The organism is Flavobacterium anhuiense (genome assembly GCF_001705175.1).
In the GTDB taxonomy this organism is placed as follows: domain Bacteria; phylum Bacteroidota; class Bacteroidia; order Flavobacteriales; family Flavobacteriaceae; genus Flavobacterium; species Flavobacterium anhuiense.
Genome location: NZ_CP016907.1, coordinates 2,278,874 through 2,299,726 on the forward strand (window position 1 = coordinate 2,278,874; position 20,853 = coordinate 2,299,726).

A 20,853-nucleotide genomic window follows, 5' to 3' on the forward strand; every position below is an offset into this window, starting at 1 on the left:
ATTAAAAATATGCACGAAGCTGAACGTTTCCTGTATGAATCGTATTTCCCGTTTCGCTTTTTCTGCCCTGATAATTTAAATTGACATCCAAAAATGACGTAATGTTCTTTTGCAGAAGCAGTTTCCAAACCAAATTTGATCCCGCTTGAAGTCCTTCGAGCATCTGAAAACCTACTGATGAGAATTCATTTCCGTTAAATTTATTTTCATAAAAAGAAAATTCGCCATTCACCGTCACTTTCTTTTCGCCTGCATAAGAAAAAGAAGTTCCGATTCTATTTTGATCTAAAGTTTCGAAATTTCCAATCTGATTTTTTTTGTTTTGTAGCTCGTAAAAGAAATCCAATTTGGTGTTTTTTGAGAATAAATAACTGACTTTTGGTGCCAGTTGCCAGCCTTGAATATCATAGTTTTTTTCAACAAAATCTTTAGAAACCAAATCGGTTTTTATGGTTTTGGTAAAGAAATTAAACAGCCAGCTTTTCTGATATAAATGTGTGTACTGAATTTGATGTGAGTAATTCTGCACATGCTGCGAACCTACAGAAAGCAGACTTTTGCCTTTATTAATCAAATAAGAATAAGTAACGGAATGTTTCTGCTTACCTCGATTGTAAAATAAACTATTTCTAAAACTCGAATTCAATCCTAAAATATTGTCTTCTGATGAATCAAACGGATTGAGTTCTAACTTTTCTCCATCGCTTTTCACCTTTCGATCCATTATAAAAGAGGTCTGATTGTAAAAATAAGACAACAGTTTTTTAAAACCTTTTTCATTTTGCCATTGCAGTGGATTTAAAGTTAAAGATTGTGAAAACTTATTTTGATTGATTTTAATGTAAATCTGATTCGGCAAAAATACTCTCACATATCGCGCCTGATCTTGGTAAACCGCAACTTCAAATTCTTCCAATTCCTGAATTCCGTTGCCGTTATAATCATTCCAAGTATAAACACCTTGACCTGTCGGGACTTCTACATATGTAAATTCTTGCTGTGCAATAGTTCCAGAGCTGGTTTCGTAAGCCGTTCCAATCTGCATAAACTGATTAAAAAAACGATCATTGTATAAAATTCTCGAATTTAATGAAGGTTCGTTCTGTCTAGATTTATCAGTAAAATCTAAATTTCGATAACTTGCATAAACGGCTAAATCAGTTGTTTTGTTCTGGATCAATTTTGATTTTAAGTAATACGTCTGCGAATTATTAACGTGCTGTAATAATCCGTTTTGCAAACTATCGTTTCGCCTTTGTAGAAAACCGACTTCAACAAACACCTTAGTACTGTCGCCGCGTCCAGTAAATACTCCATATTCTAAAAATCTTTGGCTTACAGCCGAAAACTGATTGGTAACTTTATCTTTTTGCTGATTGTCTTCCAATTGCATAGTTCCTCCAACCCAATTTTTTCCAAAATGATATTTAGTCCTGGTCTGGTTTCTAATGAACTTTGAAGTCGAAGTTGTGGCGTCAGAATTTAGAAAACTTCCGTTGTTTTCAATCGTCCAATTTTTCAATTTGAATAAAGCGTTTGTTGTATGCCTTGCGCCGGAATAGCTTTCGCTGAAATCTAATTTTTCAAATTGATAAGTCAGCAAACCAATATTTGAAGTTTCTTTTTTCGAAAATAAATCAAAATTCAAACCCGTAACCAAAAGGCTTTGATTGCCATAAAGAGTTCCAGTTAAATTCCAATCACGGTTAAACTCAATATTATACAAACGTTCAACTGATTTAAAATTTTGCTGTACAAATTGATAATTCGCGAAAGCGTCTAAATTCCAGCTTCTAGAAAAGAGACGTTTTTTAAGATTGGTTTTAAAAGCAATTCCTTCATTATTGGCATCATCAATTCCAGAAAATAAATTTTGATCATTATTGCTAATGGCCAATTCAAAATCTACTAAAGTTTTTTCGTTCGGATTATATTTTCCTAAAAAAGTGGCCACCTGAAGTTTCATTGGCGCAACAAGCTGTACAATGGGTTCATAATTTCCTTGCAGAACTCCGTTAACCGGTTCAACATATTGATAAATTCGCTCAACAGAATTATTGTTTTGAATGATATAATTTCCCGCATTTGAACCAACTTGGCTAAATCGTACATTGTACAAAACATCGGCAGGATTATTTGAATATTCATAAGCTTCAACCGAATTGACCAATATTTTTTTGTACAAAATTTTATTCTCGGCATAACTGTCTTCATAGGCAGAAGGCGCTTTCATCAAATTAACATCATCGCCCGCCTGACTCAAAATCTGAATTTGTTCTGGAGAAAGATTTTGCTGTAAAGGCTGATTTTTCATGTCATTTTCAGAATACAAATAACCACCAAAGCTCCAGTTTTTGTTTTCATGTGTAGCGCCTGCGTATGTTACGAGACGATTGTAATTTCGCTCTGAATATTGGTATTCAACATTAATACGCATTTCTGAAGTAATGGTAAAAAGTGATGTAAAGACAATTTCACCCGCATTATAATCAATCACATAATCGTTGTTTTCGCCACGTTTTAGCAAAACTCCGTTTACATACACACGTTCTGAGCCTGAAATAACCAAAACATACAATTCGCCATTCTGTCCTTTTAGTTTGTACGGACCCTGATTTCCTTCTTGACCCGTAAAAGTACTTTTGGCATATTGTCCTTTTACAAAAGCAACCGAGGCAAAAACATTGGTTTTGCTTTTTTCGGTATCAAAATCAAAGTTAGCAGAAAGTCCTTGAACCTTTTTATTAAAGCCCAAAAATTGAGTTTTTCTGTTTTCTAAAAAGACATCGCCGGCGCGAATGTTCCAATCATCACTAAAAAGTTCGATAAAAATATTGTCAAACTGATCAAGTTTCTGTGAATAACCACCATCCTGCAGCGGAATATTATTGTCTTGCAGCGAAGCTCTTAAACTCACTTTGTCGGAAAGTTTTCCTGTAATCTGCAAGTCTAAATTGGAGTTTAAAACCGTACTTTGATTATTGCCGACCGTAACGCCACGAGTAATGCTTCCAGAAGTTTCGAGTCCGTCAAAAGGCGTTACTTTTTTGGCATTTGAAGTGTTGTCTATTCTGTACAGTTTGTCTGTTCCAACATCACCGCTTACAATCTGATCAGATTTATAAAGACTGTATTCTTTGGTCAAGAAATCAGGATAATTAAGATAATTGACAATCAAAGTATCTGAAACTGATTTGAAATTTTCATTTAAAAGCAAATAGCCTTTTTGAAAATCGACTTTATAAGAAGTCGAATCGATAGGCTCATTTTTAGTATTCAGAATTTGGAAAAATCCAGAGTTAATGGCCACTTTTTCTAGACGAATGGTGTCTTTTGAAACTACTATTTTTTTGGTTTTGTACAGCGATTCAGTTTCCTGAGCCTGAAGCACAGAAAACCAGAAGAAAACCGTCAAAAACAGTAATTTTTTCAACATAAATACTCTAAACTGTAAAAAGTCAAAAGTAGTATTTATAATCAAGAAATTACAAATCTACCCACATATGGAGCTTTCAATTATTTTGTATATTTTTTTATTGAAAAAAAATGATTTTTTGTGAGTATATATTTATAAAGTTGTCCTCTATCGTTTTATAAAAAGGATATAGATTATGAATGTTTTAGTTGGAAATAAATTAAGAATGCTTAGAAAAAGTAAAAACATGTCACAAGAGGAAGTGGCAGATTATCTGCATATATCTCAATCAGCCTATGCTAGAATGGAGAATGGAGAAAGTGGTTCTTGGGCTATTCATATTTTAAAAATCTCTAAAATTTTTGTAATTAGTCCTGAAGAATTATTAATTATAGATGATAAAACAAATAATGGATCTTCGTCGGGGGCCGTTACTCAATTATCGAAAAAAGTCATAGAACAATATGAAGAACGAATAAAAGAGTTGAAAAAGGTAATTAATGATTTGAAGAAGAAAAATGAAAATAAAATGTAAAACAAGGAAGATTCCATATTTAGGAGTCTTCCTTGTTATTTGTTGTTTATCCTTTGGGAGTTTTATTTCTTTTCTTAAAAATATTAGGAAAGCTATTGCTAAGAATAATGCTAATTATAATTTTAAATCAAATTTGTGATCAATTATTTTTTGTAAAGGGAATGAATTCCCTTCAAAGAAAATAATCCAAAACATTACGATTATAGCAATAGGACTAAAAATATAGTTATATACAAAAGTGAGTATTTTTATATTATTTGGTTTCATAATTATTCTATAAATCTTATTAATGTCTCGTCTGAAGTGTTTAAAACAGTATTTATTAGATTGTCAGAGTTTTCAAATATATAAAAATTAAATTGATTAGGATCAATTGGAGCAAATCTCTATAGAAAAGTAGATATACTCAGCTTCTAAAGTTGAGCGTTCCATAGCACAATCTATAAAAGCCCATGTAAGTTTCACTAGTCCTCCGCTTACAGCTCCTTAAGCTGCCCCAAAAACAGCTCCACCTATAGCTCCACTGGCAGTTCCTATACCAGGCAATGCTACAGTTCCTCCAGCTGCACCTACTAAAGCTCCAGTTGCAACTGCTCTTCCTATACCTTTTCCTTTTGTTGCAAAGCAATCTCCAAAACCAGCCGCTTTTCCTGTTTTACTAGTTTGAGATTTGTTTAAAATTGCGCCTATTTCATTAGTGGTTTTCTCAATTGTACTAAATATAAAATTAGCTTCATTTTTAAAATCTAATGAAAAATTGCTGTTGTTAAGCGAGATTCTTTTTGAATTCAAAAGTTCAATAATCTTATTATCGTAACAGTTTGCAAGATCCTGATAAAAACTTAGCATAAACTGACTCTCTTCTTGATTATAATGAGGGTCTAAAGTAATTTTAATGGTTGTTTCATGTTGGGCACTTTTATTAGCATTCAATGATTTTGGTTTAGTTTTAAAATACTTTAAATAGTTTTCCTCAACATTAGATTTTACTGTTAAAGTTCTTAGTGTACTGATTTGCTTATCTATTGATTTGTTTAAAGTAAAATAGTCGATCTTATTCTCTGATTTATTCTCTATAAACTCGTCTTTATTGCATGAATACAATATGCCAATAAGTATAAATGTGATAAAAAAAAGTTTTTTCATTTTTGATAATTGGGTAGTAATGATTGAATTAAAAAACTAAATTACTCACCTTATCATAATTGTATTATGTGAAATTATGGTATTTTTAACCTTAATCTGCATAAGCCAAATAGAATTGGGATATTATTTTCCTAATAAGCCAATCTTTTTTTTTAGCTTTGTTTTGATATAACTAACTTACATTATGGATACTAGCAAAGAACTTTTATTCTTTTTTAGTGCTTTAGGAGCTTTCAACGGAATTATTCTCGGGGTTTATTTCTTCTTTTTTACCAAGAAAAAATACTTAACCAATTATTTCCTTGGAGCGCTCTTGTTTGCCTTAAGTATCCGAATTGCTAAATCTGTATTTGTTTATTTTCATCCCGAACTGCCAAAAATGTACTTGCAGTTTGGACTTACAGCTTGTTTTTTTATCGGACCTTTTTTGTATTACTTTATTAAATCGGCTATTGATGAAGTGCAAACAATGCCCAAATCCTGGAAATTTATTTTGGCATTTTGGGCAATTTTTATTGTAGCTGTCGGCATTTTATATCCGTATGAAATGTATCCGAAATTTTGGGGAGGCTTTTTTATAAGAATCATTTATTTTCAATGGTTTGTTTATATTGTTTTTGCTGGTTTTGAACTTCGTGGCGTTCTAAGAAAAATCTTGAGTAGAAAAGAAAAAACAACTTCGTCAGAAATGTGGTTCGGAATGTTGTTTTTTGGTAATTTTCTCTTATTTCTGTTTTACTTTTTGGCCATTATGGGAGCTTCTGCAGCAACTTATATAAGTGGCGCAGTTGTTTTTTCATTCATTTTATATTTAGGAATTTCAATTCTTTTGTACAGAAAAAAAACCGACGATCTATTTTTATTGAATGGAAAGATTTCGAATAAAAAAATAGATTCGGAAGAAGCATTAATCTGGTCAGAAAAACTAGAAAAGGTTATGTCTGAAAAAAGTTTGTATAAAAATCCGAATCTGACACTTCAAGATTTGTCTCAGGAAATTAATATTTCTAGCCATCAATTATCGCAGTTTCTAAATAGTAATTTGGGAAAGAATTTTACCAGTTTTGTAAACGAATTTAGAATTAGCGAAGCTTGTAAAATTATTACATCTTCAGATAAATTGACTCTAGAATCCGTTGGCTACGATGTTGGTTTTAATTCTAAATCTACTTTTTTCGCGGCCTTCAAAAAACATACGGGAACCACTCCGCTTAACTATCAGCTTCAAGCTTTACAAACTTAAAATATGAGTATAGGCAAAGAAATGTTATTCTTTTTTGGTGCTTTGGGCGCTTTCAACGGATTTATTCTAAGTCTGTATTTTTTATTTTTTACCAAGAAAAAATATCTTTCTAATCTTTTTCTTGGTGCGCTTTTGTTTATTTTAAGTACCAGAATTGTGGTTACAGTTTTGGTTTACTTTAATAATGATCTGTCTAAAATCTATCTTCAAATTGGGCTTTCAGCTTGTATGTTAATTGGTCCGCTTTTGTATTATGTTTTAAAATCAGGCATCCGAAACAACATTTTGATACAATGGAAATGGCATCTAGCCACTTGGGTTTTGGTAATTCTAATAATTGGTTTTGTATTTCCATATCAAAATTATCCAGTTTTATGGAATGATTATTTTGTAACAGCTATTTTTCTTCAATGGTTTTCATACTTCTTTATTTCTGGTTTTGAAAACAGAGAATTGCTTCAAAAAGTAACTCAGAATTATACCGATTCCTCACCTTCAGAGAGATGGTTCGGAATGATTTTTCTGGGAAATGCTTCAATATTTATGGCTTACTTTCTCGGATTTGCGCGAGTTCCGTTTGTTTCCTGTATTACGGGAGCGCTTGCTTTCACCTTTATTTTATACCTGATCATTTTGGTTCTTTTGCACAGAAAGAAAACAGATGATTTATTTCTGCTTAATATTCAAAAAGATAAAAAACTGAACAATGAAGAAGCCGAGATTTTATTCCAAAAATTGGAAAATATCATGAATGAAAAAGTATTATATAAAAATCCGAATTTGAGTTTAAAAGATTTATCTAAAGAAGTAAATATATCCAGCCATCAGTTGTCTCAGTTTTTAAATAACAATCTCGGAAAGAATTTTACCAGTTTCATAAATGAATTTAGAATTCAAAATGCTTGCGAAATTATAATTTCAAATGATAAACTGACATTAGAATCTGTTGGTTACGATGTGGGATTTAATTCCAAATCAACCTTTTTTGCGGCTTTTAAAAAACATACTGGAACCACACCTTTAAACTATCAAATTCAGGCTTTGCAGGCATAAATAGAGTATTAATTTATAAATCCGTACTCCTGATTTCGCTTTCGATTACCTTATAAAGCGATTAAGAACTGACTTTTGTTTTATCAAAGTCAAAACTTAATCGCTAAAATTTATGAGGTTTTTAATTTTAATTTCCGTTTACATTTATTGTTTTCTTTTCAATGTAACGCAATCCAATGCACAGTCAATTCAGACAATTTCTGGGAGAGTCGTCAATTCAAATAACGAATTAATGATGGGAACAGCTTCTATAGTATCAGTCAAAGATTCTACAATAATAAAGCATCAGGATTTTTTAGATGGTGTTTTTCAAATATCAGATATAAATCAAAAAGAGGTGTTGGTAAAACTAACTTCGGCAGAATTTGCAGATCGCTATTTGAATGTGAATTTTTCGGGAACAGAAAATATAGATTTAGGTGCTATTATTGTAAAAGAAAATCTTAATCAACTATCAGAAGTTGTCGTAAAAAGCCAGCCTTCATTATTAAAATATGGAGCTAATGGAAATCTCGATGTCAATGTAAACGGAACTGTTCTGGCAACCAGCAGTTCGGTAAACGAATTGCTTGGAAGAGTGCCAAATGTTGTGGTCGCCGACGGAGAAATTAGCGTTGTCGGGAAAGGTGAAGCCATTATTTATCTCAACGGAGTTTTGATTAATTACGAACGGTTTGCTGCAATTCCAGTTTCTCAGATTCAAAAAATTGAACTTATTTCCAATCCTTCTTCGAGATATGATGCCGAAGGAAAAGCGGTGATCAATATTATAACCAAGCAAAATATGGATAGCGGTGTAATGGGAACGGTCAATCAACACGTAACAGTGTCTAAATTTGGAGGAACGCTTTACAACACGCTTTTGGATTTTAATTATTCGAAAGGGAAATTCTCTTTTGTAACTAATTACGGTTTGCAGTTAGGAAGAAATCGCGAGCTACTGTATACGACCAGAACCCGACCAAATCCAGATGATTTTATGAAATCTGAATTGACAACCGATTGGAAAAGAAGATTTAATAATTATTCGAATTTCGGATTAGGGCTTCAGTATAGTTTTTCTACAAATAATTATATTTCATTGGCTTATAGCGGAAATGTGAGCGATTTGGGCGGCATTACAGTAAGCAGGAATTCGATAACCAACAATTCAGGAAAAAGTTTTTATGCTACAGATGTTGACCGAAATGATGTTTTGTTAAATCAGTTTGTCAATTTGAATTATAATTGGACAACGGCTAAAGGTTCTACATTATTTATTGGATCACAATTTTCAAATTACAATCAAACGATAAGAGATTTTATTGAAGAAAACAGTTTGGTAGAACAAACAGATTCTGAAAGATTTTTAAAGAATAATGTTGGAAGCAGAATCAATATAATAGCTGTTCAAGCCGATTATTCGAAGAAAATAAATGAAAAGACAAAACTCGAAGCAGGAGCAAAGTTTAGTAACGCCACGATAAACTCAGGAACAGATTTTTTGATTTCTGATGACGAAATAAATTTTGAATTCGATGATGAGCTTTCGAGTGATTTTGAATACAATGAAAAAATTGCCGCCGCTTACTTTAATTATATTATGACATTAAACGAAAAAGTTAATTTTTCGCTTGGTGCACGCGGTGAAAAAACAAGCTATAATTTGTTTACAAATGCCAACGGAATTCAGAAATTTGATAAATCGTACGGTAATTTTTTTCCAAACGCACTTTTGAATTTTGATCTTTCAGAAGATTGGAAAGGACATTTCTCTTATGTTTCCAGAATTACAAGACCCAGATATCAGGCTTTAAATCCGTATGTGATTTATCAGGATCCTTTTACTACAATTGAAGGAAATCCAAATCTGCTTCCAGAAAAAACACATGCTTTTGAAATAGGCACGATGTACAAAAAGTTCGATTTTAAAGTCGGTTACACTTATAAAATTGATCCTATTTCTGCAGCTGCTTTGCGAGGAGATACACCAAACAGTTATATTTTAAGAGCACTGAATCTTGAAAAAGGGCATACTTTTTTTACCTCGCTTTCCAGATCTTTCAACTTCAAATGGTGGAACTCTGTTAATACAGCCAGCATCACATGGCAGAAATCGGTAGACAATTATTACGCATTTGCTTTTAGTCCGGTAGAACCTCAGATTTATTTATATACTAATAATACATTTACGATTCCTAAACTTTTTAAGTTGCAATTTTTAGCTTGGTATTTAAGCGACCGCAGCTACGGATTAGGAAGCGAAAACGGCCGTTCAACCATAACTTTAGGAATAGAAAGAAATTTTTTTAAAGACGCACTAAAACTCAATTTTACCGCAAACGACATCTTTCATAAGTTTATGGTTTCGGGTGATTATAATGTCGGGCAAACCCAAATTTATTATCACCGAACCTATAGTACTGATTATTTTAAAATAATTGCAACTTACAATTTTGGAGACTCAAAAAAGGTGACTTATAAGAAAACTGAAATTGAACAGTCGGAGAATAATAGGGTGAGGTAGATTGCTTAATACTTTTAGATATAAGCATTTAGGCGATGATTCGGACTGTTTATCATTTCAATGAATTGTTTATTCTCTTATTGATTTATATCTTAATGCAATTACAATAGTTAATGTAGAGATTTCGTTTTTAACTTCTTTTCTGTTTTATATACAACAATAACAACACATAATATCAAACTTATAAATGTTGATGATTCAGTTAGTGACGTACTTCCATACGTTAGGTACAATACAATTTGAACTAAAAGTAGGAATGATAATAGAAGTAATAAAAGATTTGTGCTGTATTTTTGAGCAAAGTCCCAGTTTGATTTGCTTTTCATAGAAGTTGCTGTTCGATATCCATATAGAGAATTTATATTCTGTGGAGGAAATAGTTTAGTTATAAGGATTATAGTCAATGAGATAGCAACAATCGGGTTTTTAGATAAAAGATTTAGTACTTCCATTTTTTTATTTCTTTCTGGCTAGAAAAACTTTTATTGCTTGTTGGCTTTTCCTTTTTTCAGTTGTGTATAGGTTATAAGAATTCCAACTGTAGATAAAAATGGACCAATTACCAATCTAAAATCTGAAAAAGAAATGTCTTTGATATCCTTTGTAAGCAACGGACTTAAAGATATACTGACGTATAATAAACCAAGGATAATGAAAACCAATAAAAAACTTTTTTTGCTCATTTTAAATTCTTTAGAAAGAAAAGTAAATTTAATAAAAAAATAGATAAAATAGAGAAAATTCTCTCGTAATAAAAAAGGCTTCACAATTAAGTGAAGCCTTTCTAAATATATTTGAATTGAAATAATTACCTTTTATAAAGTAATATTAGATTAATTCTTTAGTGACAATCTGCATAGTTTCGCGGCTAACTTGTTTTAGTAGAACTTCTTTGTTTGCCTCGACAGTTTGCGCTGCCTCTTCTGTAAAGTGACGGATTGTATATAAGGTTACATTTTCGCTGTATTCTACTTTGAATTTTTTAGAAAGAATAGCATTCAATTCTGGGAAATTTCCAAATTTATCTTCCACGCAAACAGAGAAACTAATTGCTGAGTTTTGAATCAAGTTTACTTTGATTTTGAATTCGTGGAATAAACCAAAAATCTCACTGATGTTTTCTTCCATAATGAAAGAGAAATCAATAGAAGAAAGCGAAATTAAAAGCTGTTCTCTTTTTACGATAAAACAAGGATATTGCGGTTCTAAATCAACGCCTTTAGAAACGCAAGTTCCTTTTAATAATGGGTTGATAAAAGATTTTACGTATAATGGAATTTCTTTTTTCTGTAATGGCTGTAATGTTTTTGGGTGAATAACCGTTGCTCCGTAAAACGCCAATTCGATAGCTTCACGATATGAAATCTGGTTTAGCAAACTTGCATTTTCGAAATAACGCGGATCGGCATTCATAACTCCAGGAACATCTTTCCAGATCGTTACGCTTTCTGCATTTAAGCAATAAGCAAAAATTCCGGCAGTATAATCAGAACCTTCACGGCCCAAAGTTGTTGTAAAATTATTTTCGTCTGCACCCAAGAAACCTTGTGTAATGTTTAATTGTTTTCTTGGAACATTTTTGCTGATATTTTGCTGTGTAGTTTCCCAGTCAACTTCAGCATCTCTATAGTTTGCATTCGTTTTAATGAAATTACGAACATCAAGCCATTGCGTCTGAATTCCTCTGAAATTCATATAATGACTTAAGATATTAGTCGAAATCAATTCACCAAAACTTACCACCTGATCATAAACAAAGTTGTAATTTGGAGATTTATTATGGGCCAAGAAGTATTCTAATTCGTCAAACTGAGCATTTACAGCCGCAAAAACAGCATGATTTTCATCTTCAAACAAATCCAATAAGATCTGATTGTGATATTTTTTAATTTCCTGAACAGAAGCGTTTAATTCTGTCGATTTTTCAAAGTAATTCTTGATTACAACCTCAAGAGCATTTGTTGTTTTTCCCATAGCCGAAACCACAAGAATTACATCCTCATAACCCACTTTTTGTAAAACGTCGTACACGTTTTTAATTCCATCTGCATCCTTTACCGATGCACCACCAAATTTAAATACTCTCATTTTTAATTTTAGATTTTTAGATTTTTTTTCCGCCACGAATTCACGAATTATTTTTTCTAATCTTTACGAATAAAAATTCGTGAATTCGTGGCGAATAATATTTTTATAATTTTTCTAAGAACGAATTAATTCCTGCTTGATCCATCTGCACTACCCTCCAAGTGTCAAGGATTTTTGCGCCAGAATTTTCATAGAATTTTACGGCTGGAGTATTCCAATCCAAAACATTCCATTCTACTCTTCGCACGCCGTCTCTTTTTCCTTGTTTCATGATTTCAGCATAAAGAGCAGAACCTAAACCGGTGCCTCGCATTTTTTCTTTTACAATCAAATCTTCAAGGTGAATTGTCTTTCCTTTCCAAGTAGAATAACGATAATAATACAGCGCAATTCCAACAATTTCTTTTTGTTTTTCTTCGTTTTCGATCTCTGCAACAAAAACGTGAAATAATGGTTTTTCGCCAAATCCGTCGCGCACTAAATCTTCCTCTGTAATAACAACCGCATCGGGTTCTTTTTCGAATATTGCAAGCTCCTGAATAAGCCCTAACACCGATTTCATATCTTCAGGATTTCCTTTCCTAATATTCATATATTCTTATTTTTAACTATTTATTATCTAAAAAAGCGTCATTTTATTGGATGCTTTTTGCAGATTGTTAGCAAATATACAATAGTAGCAAACAAACAAAATAATTTTTAAATCATTCTCACAAAATAAGCGATATTTGTGACTTAAAAATAAAACTATAACGATTTAGAAATGGAAGAACGCAATAAAACACTGGGAGAGTTTATTATTGAGAACCAAAAAGCATTTCAGTATTCGTCGGGAGAACTCTCGCGAATTATCAACTCTATTCGATTGGCAGCAAAAGTGGTCAATCATAAAGTAAACCAAGCGGGTTTAGTAGATATTGTGGGCGCGGCAGGCGAACAGAATATTCAAGGTGAAGACCAGCAAAAATTAGATGTCTATGCAAACGAAGTATTTATCCAGACGTTAATAAACCGTGAGATTGTCTGTGGTATTGCTTCAGAAGAAAACGACGATTTTATTACAGTTCAGGGGAGCGACAACTGTCATAATAATAAGTACGTGATCTTAATGGATCCGCTAGACGGATCTTCAAACATTGATGTAAATGTTTCTGTGGGAACTATTTTTTCTGTTTTCAGAAGAGTTACTCCAATAGGAACTCCGGTAACTAGCGAGGATTTTTTACAGCCGGGAATCAATCAAGTTGCAGCAGGCTATGTAATTTATGGAACTTCAACCATGCTTGTGTATACGACAGGACATGGCGTAAATGGTTTTACGTTAAATCCAGCGATAGGTACATTTTATCTTTCGCATCCAAACATGAAATTTCCAGAAAACGGAAATATTTATTCGGTAAACGAAGGAAACTATGTTCATTTTCCGCAAGGAGTAAAAAATTACATTAAATACTGCCAGCGCGAAGAAGAAGACAGACCGTACACTTCAAGATATATCGGAAGTTTGGTAGCCGATTTTCATCGAAATATGATTAAAGGCGGAATTTATATTTACCCTACAAGTTCGAAAGCGCCAAAAGGGAAGTTGCGTTTGCTGTACGAATGTAATCCGATGGCATTTTTGGCAGAGCAAGCAGGAGGAAAAGCAACAGATGGTTTTGGAAGAATTATGGAAATCCAGCCAACCGAATTGCACCAAAGAGTACCTTTCTTTTGCGGAAGCTATAAGATGGTAGAAAAAGCCGAGGAATTTATGGCGGCTGAGTGAGTGGTTAGTTTTTAGTGTTCAGTCACAGTCGCAGTTTTCAGTCTGGATTTTAAATATTAAACCCGACAGTTTTTCAAAAACTTGTCGGGTTTATAATTTAATGCGAGTTTTAATTTCTTTTTTCGGCATCAAAATAAACTGTAAACTGAGACCGAAAACTGAATACTATTTATGCATATGCTGCATTTCGTAGATAAAAGTATCTGCATCTACTTTTTTGTCAACCAATGACAATGCTTTTGCAATAATATAATCTACGTTGCTTGGTGTAAATCCAAGGGCAACACTTATCTTTTTTAGAAGTACTTCTTGTTTGTCTTCAAGCTGATGGTCAACATGCACCATGCGAGTTAGGTCATATAAACGCTCCAAGCGTTGAACATATGAATAAGGTGGATTGATCGGATATTTTAAAGGATCGCTAAGAATTTCTTCATATTCCGATTCTGTAATTTCTAAGCGAGAAGCAAGTTTATCTAAAAAGGCTTTTTCTTCTGGATAAACCACCCCATCAGCTAAAGCTACACGAACAATAGCAGAAAAGTGTCCTTTGTTTCTTTGCTTGAATTCGCTATCAAATAATTCTGAAAATGACATAATGATAAAGTTTTATTATAACAAATATAATCCTATTTTTAAATTATTGATTTTAAATTTCTGCTAAAATTTAACTTATTTTTATTGCAGGATTTAGTAGCCCGAATCTTTAATTTTGAAAATTAATCGTAAGTTTACAACCCCTAATTATTTAATTACATTATACCTATGTCACAATTTTGGATTTATTTTCAAATAGGATTAAAACACGTTTTAGACATTAATGCTTACGATCACGTTCTTTTTTTAATCGCCTTAACTGTTCCGTATCTTTTTAAAGACTGGAAAAGAATTTTTTTATTGGTTTCGCTTTTTACAATTGGCCATACCTTGGCTTTAATTCTTTCTGTTTACGGCATAATTGCCATAAAAGTGAATGTTGTAGAATTCCTGATTCCGATTACAATCTTGATAACAGCTCTTTATCATTTGTTTACGGCCGGAAAGACCTCAAAAAATGATGGCGTAAATCTAGTATTTTTCATAACTTTATTCTTTGGAATTATTCACGGACTAGGTTTTTCTAATTATTTCAAAACAATTTTAGGAGGTTCTGCCACCTCAAAATTGTTACCTTTAGGAGAGTTTGCCTTAGGAATAGAAGCTGCTCAGCTAATAGTAGTTTTTGTTGTTCTGGTAATTTCATATATAGTGCAGACCGTTTTCCGTTTTTCAAAACGCGACTGGGCACTTGTAATGTCGGCTTTTATTATCGGAGTTGTAATTCCGATGATTATTGAAAGCCCAATTTGGAACAGATAAATTAAATGGAAGTAAAAAAACTGAATAAATACGATAAAGCATATCTGCGAATTGCAAAAGAGTGGAGCTTGCTTTCTTACTGTAAACGTAAACAAGTTGGCGCTATTATTGTAAAAGATAGAATGATCATCTCTGATGGTTACAATGGGACACCGTCAGGATTTGATAATTGCTGCGAAGATGAAAACGGATTGACACGTTGGGATGTTCTGCATGCCGAAGCAAATGCAATCCTGAAAGTAGCAAGATCAACGCAATCTTGCGAAGGAGCAACATTATATATTACGCTTTCGCCTTGCAAAGAATGCAGTAAATTGATACATCAGTCAGGAATAAAAAGAGTAGTGTATAAAGATGGATATCGAGATGATTCTGGAATCCAATTTTTAATAAAAGCAGGGGTAGAAGTAGAACATATTCCTGTTTTGGAAGAATAATGAAATTTAATTCGAAATATTTGCCAATCGTAATAGGAGCGACTTTTGCTCTTGGAACAATTGCCGGAAGCGTGATGAACGCTCCTGCAAGTGACCAGCTTTTGGCTAAAAATTACTCTAAAACCAAGCTAAATAAACTTATTGATTTTATCAATACCGAATATGTTGATAGCGTCAATACCGATTCGATTGTAAATCTTACTGTCGATAATATTCTTTCTAAATTGGATCCGCATTCAGTTTATATTCCGCCAAGCGAACAGGCTGAGGTTGCTGAAAGCATGAAAGGTGATTTTGTGGGAATCGGAATTAATTTTTATATGTATAAAGATTCGGTTGCGATTATAAAACCAGTCGAAAACGGACCTTCGGCAAAAGCGGGAATAAAATCTGGAGACCGTATTTTGTTTGCAGGAAAAACCAAATTGTATGGTAGAAAATTGCCTTCAGATAGTTTGTTTTCTAAATTAAAAGGACTTCAAGGTTCAGAAATCGAATTGACTGTTTTTAGAAAATCTGAACAGAAGAAACTGAAGTTTAAAGTTAAACGAGATGTTATTCCAATTAAAAGCGTTGATGCTTCTATGTTAATTGGTAATAATATTGGCTATATCAAAATTAACCGTTTCGCAGAAACTACTTTCAACGAATTCAAAACAGGTTTAACGAGATTAAAACAAAAAGGAATTCAGTCGCTTGTAATTGACCTCCGCGATAATGGAGGCGGTTATATGGAAGAAGCTATTGCTATTGCCGATGAGTTTTTAAAAGACAGACAATTAATCGTTTTCACGAAAAGCAAAAACGGTTCTACTGAGAAAACGTATGCAACAAAAGCAGGAAGTTTTGAAACAGGGAAAGTTTATGTTTTAATTAATGAAAATAGTGCCTCGGCTAGTGAAATCTTAGCAGGAGCCATTCAAGATAATGATCGCGGAACTATTGTTGGACGTCGTTCTTTCGGTAAAGGTTTGGTTCAGAGAGAAATGGACTTTAACGACGGATCTGCAGTAAGATTGACTGTGGCGCGTTATTATACGCCAACGGGAAGATCGATTCAAAAACCGTATAAAAAAGGAAACGAAGAATATTTTAAAGAATCTGAAGCAAGAATTGCTACTGGAGAATTGTATGCAAAAGACAGTATAAAAGTGGCCGATTCTTTAAAATTCAAAACTCCGAAAGGAAAAATAGTGTACGGCGGTGGCGGAATTGTTCCAGATGTTTTTGTTCCAATGGAAGCAGAGCATGGAAATGAAAATGTTGCATATTTGCTACAGACTGGAATTGTAGGGCATTTTGTCTTTGAAGAATTAGATAAAAATAGAAATGCTTTTGCTGGAGATAATTTTAATGAGTTTTTGGCAAAAATGAAGAACTCAGATTTTTATTTCAAAAGATTTAAAAACTATATTTTAATGACGGGATTGGATTTGAAATTGGATAAAACGAAAGCGCTCGTAAACCGTCATATTACAGCTGAATTCGCACGACAGCTGTTTGGAGAATTGTATTATTATGATGTAATCTTGAAAGATGATGCCATGATAAAGACAATTCTAGCTCCAAAGAAATAACCTCAATCTTTATATCATGAAAATAGAAACCGTTGTTGATGCAGAAATAGAACTCCTGACTGCAATTAAAAAATCGGATGTTATGGCTTTGGAAACAATTCTTCATGATGATTTATTGTTTAATATGCCCGACGGACAAACCATAACGAAAGAGTTTGATTTGGAATCATATCGTTCAGGAAAGTTAAAAATTAATTCTTTGGAAGCATCAGATCAAATTGTCAGCGTAATTGATGATTCTGCAGTGGTTACAGTTACAGTTGCCTTAAAAGGCGCTTATGACGGAAATGCAATCAGCGGAGTTTTCAAATATTTAAGGGTTTGGAAAAAATCGGGTAAGAATCTAAAAGTTATTGCAGGGAGCTGTGTTCAGTTGGCGTAAAGTTTGATGCAATAAAATAATAGTAACTTAAAATAAAACTTTGGGAACCTTTCGTAAATCCTCGCGAACTTCGCGGTTAAACTAATAATATATGAAAAATTTAAAAAGACTAAGTTTTCTAGTACTCCTAATGACTTTTGTAATCTCTTGCACAACTATGAAAAATGATGCTAATGCTGTAGTTTCAGGAAAAGTAGACGGTATAGAAGCAGGTAAAGATGGTTACACGGCCAAAATTACAACAGACGCAAAAGAAGTTTACTTTGCAACAATCAGTATTGTAAACGTTGGCGGGCCTCAGAATTACAAACAATTAAAAATTGGAGATGTAGTGTCTGTAAAAGGAGAAAAATGGAAATCTGAAGATGAAAACCATATTAAAGTGACAGAAATCGTTTCGGTTAAATAATCAGAAACATAAATAAAAAAATAAACCATTAAGAGATTAAGTTTATTAAGCTTTACAGCTTATTTTTAATCTTTTAATGGTTTTTTTTGCCTGATTCTTAATGTAGCTTTCGCCCTAAAATATATTAAGGCAAAAAACTTAATTCTCTTTATGGGCTTAATGGTTCAAAAGAGATCTTATCGGATACTATCGTGAGCGTGAGTTTGCGTGCCGTTGTTCCATAAAGTAAGAATGTCTGTCGCTACAGCAGCGCCACTTCCGGCTGCAATTGCCAATTGACTTCTCCAACCCGCTAAAGTTCCGATAACATAAATGCCGTCTGCTACTTTGTGATCTTCGTTTTTAAGCTGAATACGCTGTTTTTCTGGAAGCGCTTTTTTGTGAGGTTCAACAAATTGCATCAAACCTTTAATGGCGAAAGTATTGGCAGAACCAATTCCGACCACGATATTTTTTGTTTGGTATGAATTCTTGTTGGTTACTACGGTAAATTCTGGATAACTTCCTTCAATTTTCATTACTTTTTCATTTGAAATCTGAGTAATGTGCGGGTAAGTTGTTGCTAAATGCTGTGTGCTTTCAGTTAAAAGCTCAGAACCTAATTTTCCTGATGTAATTCCGTAAGCGTTATAAAATATTGCCTCTTGTAAAGAAGAATTTTTCTGATGAGTAAAAATTCCGATTTTTTTGTCAGTAACAAAAGTTTTGTTTTTTGCGGATCCTAAGACTAGAGCACAAGACATGCCAGATACTCCTCCGCCAATAATTAAAACATCAAACATATTATCTGTTGTCATTCATTTTTTCTTCAATTCTTTTTGAAATTCTAAAAATCAAAAGAATCAAAACAGCGCAAAATGAAGCGGCGATTCCAATAAAAGCTACCATACTATCTCCTTGAAAAGGGTTTTTAAAGTCTAATAGCGTAATATTAAAAACGATTAAAGCTAATGCCAAAAGCACTAAGATTGAAGTGAAAATTTTCATAAGGTTGTCTTTGTTTTTGTCTAAAATAATAAAGTATAACTTTATGGGGAAATTGCCTTAAAGTTGTATTTTAGAAATTTTATGGGGTAAATTTATAAAAATAAAATTTAGACAAACAAACCTTTAACATTAGCAGCGAATAATTTAACAGCAATTGCTAAAAGTATTACTCCAAATGTCTTGCGAACCACTCCAAGTCCGTTTTCTCCCAGTAGATTCTCGATTTTTTTAGAAGACTTTAAAACTATGTAAACCAAGATAATATTTAAGACAATCGCTATGATAATATTAATAGTATGAAACTGAGATCGAAGTGATAACAAGGTTGTCATTGTTCCTGCTCCAGCGATTAGAGGGAAAGCCAGCGGTACAATAGAAGCAGATCCTGGTTCTTCATCACGATAGATTCTGATTCCTAAAATCATTTCTAAAGCCAAAAAAAACAAAACAAATGAACCAGCAACGGCAAACGAGTGAACATCGATACCAATTAAATTCAGTAAACCTTCTCCAACGAAAAGAAAAACAATCATGATAGCGCCTGCAACGATAGAAGCTTTTTCAGACTCAATGTGTCCAACTTTTGCTCTTAAATTCACAATAATCGGAATCGAGCCAACAATATCAATTACGGCAAAAAGCACCATACTAACGGTAATGATTTCTTTAAAATCGATTTCTAACATATCGCTTTGATTTTTAGGGTTTAAAAAACTGCTGCAAAAGTAGTTAATAAAGTTAGGTGTTTTTTCAATACAATGCACTTTTGTTATAAAAACATGTTTTAATGGTTAAAAAAGTGATATTTGTAACAATTATTGTTTTCTTTTGCATTTAGTAAAACTTATAATAGGTTTAACCGTAAAGCACGCAAAATTAAATTCGCAAGGTTCGCAAATTAAAATGGGTATTGGAAATGTGTGCGTATAAACTTTGCGAAACTTTGCGCAAATCCTTGCGAACTTTGCGGTTAAATTTTCATCCTATTTTATCTCCTTTCTTTGACTATCTTTGCACTTTATAAATTAGAGTAATAAATATCATGTTTCAGTTAGGTAAAACTATTATTTCAGAGGATATTCTGGAAAAAGAATTTGTGTGCAACTTGTCTGCTTGTAAAGGGGCTTGTTGTGTGGATGGAGATGCGGGCGCGCCTTTGAATGAGGCTGAAACTAAAATCTTAGAAGAAATTTTTCCAAAAGTGAAACCTTTTTTACGAAAAGAAGGAATCGAAGCAATCGAAGCGCAAGGGACTTGGGTAAAAGGAACTGATGGTGATCTAGAAACGCCACTGATTGATAATAAAGATTGCGCTTATGTGATTTTTGACGGAAAAACGGCACTTTGCGGAATCGAGCAAGCTTACAATCAAGGTGTAGTGGATTGGAAAAAACCAGTTTCTTGTCATTTATACCCAATTCGAGTAAAAGACTTCACAGAATTTGCAGCTGTCAACTATGATAAATGGGATATCTGCGATGATGCTTGTTCGTTAGGAAAAGAATTAGAAGTTCCAGTTTACAAATTTGTAAAAGAGGCATTGATTCGCCGTTTTGGAGAAGACTGGTATTTGGAACTAGAAAAGGTAGCCGAAGAGCTTAAAAATTCTTAAAAATTAAAGTGTAATTTATACCTTTTTTTCTCTTCATTTTTTGACTCAAAAAAACAAAGTTTTAATTCAAAAAAAACTTTTTAAACTATTTAAAATTTCTTGCTTTTTATATTTAAAAGTCTATATTTTACGGGGCTTTCAGGTATAATTATTGGTTTTAAATGTTTCATTTACAGCAAATTAATTATTGTATGAAAAATGTTTCAAAAAATTAACGTTGTTAAAAACTACAGCAAATTGTGAATAAGTTTGACTTTCATTTTTGGCGTTAATTGATAATCTTTGTAGTCTATTGAATTAGCAAAAAATTCGGTATAAAAATTAAACAAAAATTGT

21 protein-coding genes are annotated in these 20,853 nt (G+C 32.8%); 11 read left to right on the forward strand and 10 right to left on the reverse strand.

Annotated features, from left to right (window positions below):
- Window position 1: 1 nt before the first annotated feature.
- Window positions 2-3,436 (reverse strand): hypothetical protein, encoded by a 3,435-nt coding sequence (locus tag BB050_RS09760; protein ID WP_066033440.1) that lies wholly within the window; start codon window positions 3,434-3,436, stop codon window positions 2-4.
- A gap of 175 nt (window positions 3,437-3,611) precedes the next feature.
- On the opposite strand from BB050_RS09760, the gene BB050_RS09765 reads away from it, so the two are divergent.
- On the forward strand, window positions 3,612-3,950 hold the full coding sequence (locus BB050_RS09765) for a helix-turn-helix transcriptional regulator (protein WP_066033441.1): 339 nt from the start codon (window positions 3,612-3,614) through the stop codon (window positions 3,948-3,950).
- A 486-nt stretch (window positions 3,951-4,436) separates the two neighbouring features.
- On the opposite strand, the gene BB050_RS09770 is transcribed toward BB050_RS09765, so the two are convergent.
- On the reverse strand, window positions 4,437-5,096 hold the full coding sequence (locus tag BB050_RS09770) for a bacteriocin class II family protein (protein ID WP_066033442.1): 660 nt from the start codon (window positions 5,094-5,096) through the stop codon (window positions 4,437-4,439).
- A gap of 184 nt (window positions 5,097-5,280) precedes the next feature.
- On the opposite strand from BB050_RS09770, the gene BB050_RS09775 reads away from it, so the two are divergent.
- The 3 genes from BB050_RS09775 (at window position 5,281) to BB050_RS09785 (ending at window position 9,898) form a co-directional block, all read left to right on the forward strand.
- On the forward strand, window positions 5,281-6,339 hold the full coding sequence (locus BB050_RS09775) for a helix-turn-helix domain-containing protein (RefSeq protein ID WP_066033443.1): 1,059 nt from the start codon (window positions 5,281-5,283) through the stop codon (window positions 6,337-6,339).
- 3 nt (window positions 6,340-6,342) lie between these two features.
- Window positions 6,343-7,392, forward strand: a complete 1,050-nt coding sequence (locus tag BB050_RS09780; RefSeq protein ID WP_066033444.1) for a helix-turn-helix domain-containing protein — start codon at window positions 6,343-6,345, stop codon at window positions 7,390-7,392.
- 112 nt (window positions 7,393-7,504) lie between these two features.
- The gene (locus BB050_RS09785) at window positions 7,505-9,898 is read left to right on the forward strand and encodes a TonB-dependent receptor domain-containing protein (RefSeq protein WP_066033445.1); all 2,394 of its coding nucleotides are present in this window, start codon (window positions 7,505-7,507) and stop codon (window positions 9,896-9,898) included.
- A 110-nt stretch (window positions 9,899-10,008) separates the two neighbouring features.
- Here the strand turns inward: BB050_RS09785 and BB050_RS22245 are convergent, their stop codons facing one another.
- From BB050_RS22245 to BB050_RS09805, 4 genes are all read right to left on the reverse strand, one after another.
- Window positions 10,009-10,350: an SdpI family protein gene (locus tag BB050_RS22245; protein WP_066033446.1), complete on the reverse strand. Its 342-nt coding sequence runs from the start codon at window positions 10,348-10,350 to the stop codon at window positions 10,009-10,011.
- 30 nt (window positions 10,351-10,380) lie between these two features.
- Window positions 10,381-10,581 (reverse strand): hypothetical protein, encoded by a 201-nt coding sequence (locus tag BB050_RS09795; protein WP_066033447.1) that lies wholly within the window; start codon window positions 10,579-10,581, stop codon window positions 10,381-10,383.
- Window positions 10,582-10,726: 145 nt separating this feature from the next.
- On the reverse strand, window positions 10,727-11,986 hold the full coding sequence (locus BB050_RS09800) for an aspartate kinase (protein WP_008465067.1): 1,260 nt from the start codon (window positions 11,984-11,986) through the stop codon (window positions 10,727-10,729).
- Between the two features lie 103 nt (window positions 11,987-12,089).
- Window positions 12,090-12,578 carry a GNAT family N-acetyltransferase gene (locus BB050_RS09805; RefSeq protein ID WP_008465066.1) on the reverse strand — a complete coding sequence of 163 codons (489 nt, stop codon included), beginning with the start codon at window positions 12,576-12,578 and terminating at the stop codon, window positions 12,090-12,092.
- A 171-nt stretch (window positions 12,579-12,749) separates the two neighbouring features.
- Between BB050_RS09805 and fbp the strand changes: the two genes are divergently transcribed.
- The gene (fbp, locus tag BB050_RS09810) at window positions 12,750-13,754 is read left to right on the forward strand and encodes a class 1 fructose-bisphosphatase (protein WP_066033448.1); all 1,005 of its coding nucleotides are present in this window, start codon (window positions 12,750-12,752) and stop codon (window positions 13,752-13,754) included.
- A 165-nt stretch (window positions 13,755-13,919) separates the two neighbouring features.
- Here the strand turns inward: fbp and BB050_RS09815 are convergent, their stop codons facing one another.
- Entirely contained in the window at window positions 13,920-14,351 is a 432-nt protein-coding gene (locus tag BB050_RS09815; RefSeq protein WP_008465064.1) for a TerB family tellurite resistance protein, read from the reverse strand.
- A 168-nt stretch (window positions 14,352-14,519) separates the two neighbouring features.
- Here BB050_RS09815 and BB050_RS09820 point away from each other — a divergent pair, with 168 nt between their 5' ends.
- The 5 genes from BB050_RS09820 to BB050_RS09840 all read left to right on the forward strand — a co-directional run bounded on the left by BB050_RS09820 (window position 14,520) and on the right by BB050_RS09840 (window position 17,918).
- A complete protein-coding gene (locus BB050_RS09820) occupies window positions 14,520-15,113 on the forward strand; it encodes a HupE/UreJ family protein (protein WP_008465063.1) in 594 nt (197 codons plus the stop codon).
- A gap of 5 nt (window positions 15,114-15,118) precedes the next feature.
- Entirely contained in the window at window positions 15,119-15,550 is a 432-nt protein-coding gene (locus BB050_RS09825; protein ID WP_066033449.1) for a deoxycytidylate deaminase, read from the forward strand.
- Window positions 15,550-17,127 (forward strand): S41 family peptidase, encoded by a 1,578-nt coding sequence (locus BB050_RS09830; protein WP_066033450.1) that lies wholly within the window; start codon window positions 15,550-15,552, stop codon window positions 17,125-17,127. Before BB050_RS09825 ends, BB050_RS09830 begins: the two co-directional genes overlap by 1 nt.
- A 16-nt stretch (window positions 17,128-17,143) precedes the next feature.
- Entirely contained in the window at window positions 17,144-17,509 is a 366-nt protein-coding gene (locus BB050_RS09835; RefSeq protein WP_066033451.1) for a nuclear transport factor 2 family protein, read from the forward strand.
- 91 nt (window positions 17,510-17,600) lie between these two features.
- Window positions 17,601-17,918, forward strand: coding sequence for a hypothetical protein (locus tag BB050_RS09840; RefSeq protein ID WP_066033452.1), 318 nt, complete (start codon window positions 17,601-17,603; stop codon window positions 17,916-17,918).
- Window positions 17,919-18,094: 176 nt separating this feature from the next.
- Here BB050_RS09840 and BB050_RS09845 read toward each other — a convergent pair whose 3' ends face one another.
- The 3 genes from BB050_RS09845 to BB050_RS09855 form a co-directional block, all read right to left on the reverse strand.
- Complete coding sequence (locus BB050_RS09845) at window positions 18,095-18,700, reverse strand: FAD-dependent oxidoreductase (protein ID WP_066035131.1); 606 nt, start codon at window positions 18,698-18,700, stop codon at window positions 18,095-18,097.
- Between the two features lies 1 nt (window position 18,701).
- Window positions 18,702-18,905 (reverse strand): hypothetical protein, encoded by a 204-nt coding sequence (locus tag BB050_RS09850; RefSeq protein ID WP_008465053.1) that lies wholly within the window; start codon window positions 18,903-18,905, stop codon window positions 18,702-18,704.
- Between the two features lie 107 nt (window positions 18,906-19,012).
- Window positions 19,013-19,591, reverse strand: a complete 579-nt coding sequence (locus BB050_RS09855) for a MarC family protein (RefSeq protein WP_008465051.1) — start codon at window positions 19,589-19,591, stop codon at window positions 19,013-19,015.
- 356 nt (window positions 19,592-19,947) lie between these two features.
- Here BB050_RS09855 and BB050_RS09860 point away from each other — a divergent pair, with 356 nt between their 5' ends.
- Window positions 19,948-20,517, forward strand: a complete 570-nt coding sequence (locus BB050_RS09860; protein WP_066033453.1) for a DUF3109 family protein — start codon at window positions 19,948-19,950, stop codon at window positions 20,515-20,517.
- Window positions 20,518-20,853: the final 336 nt, after the last annotated feature.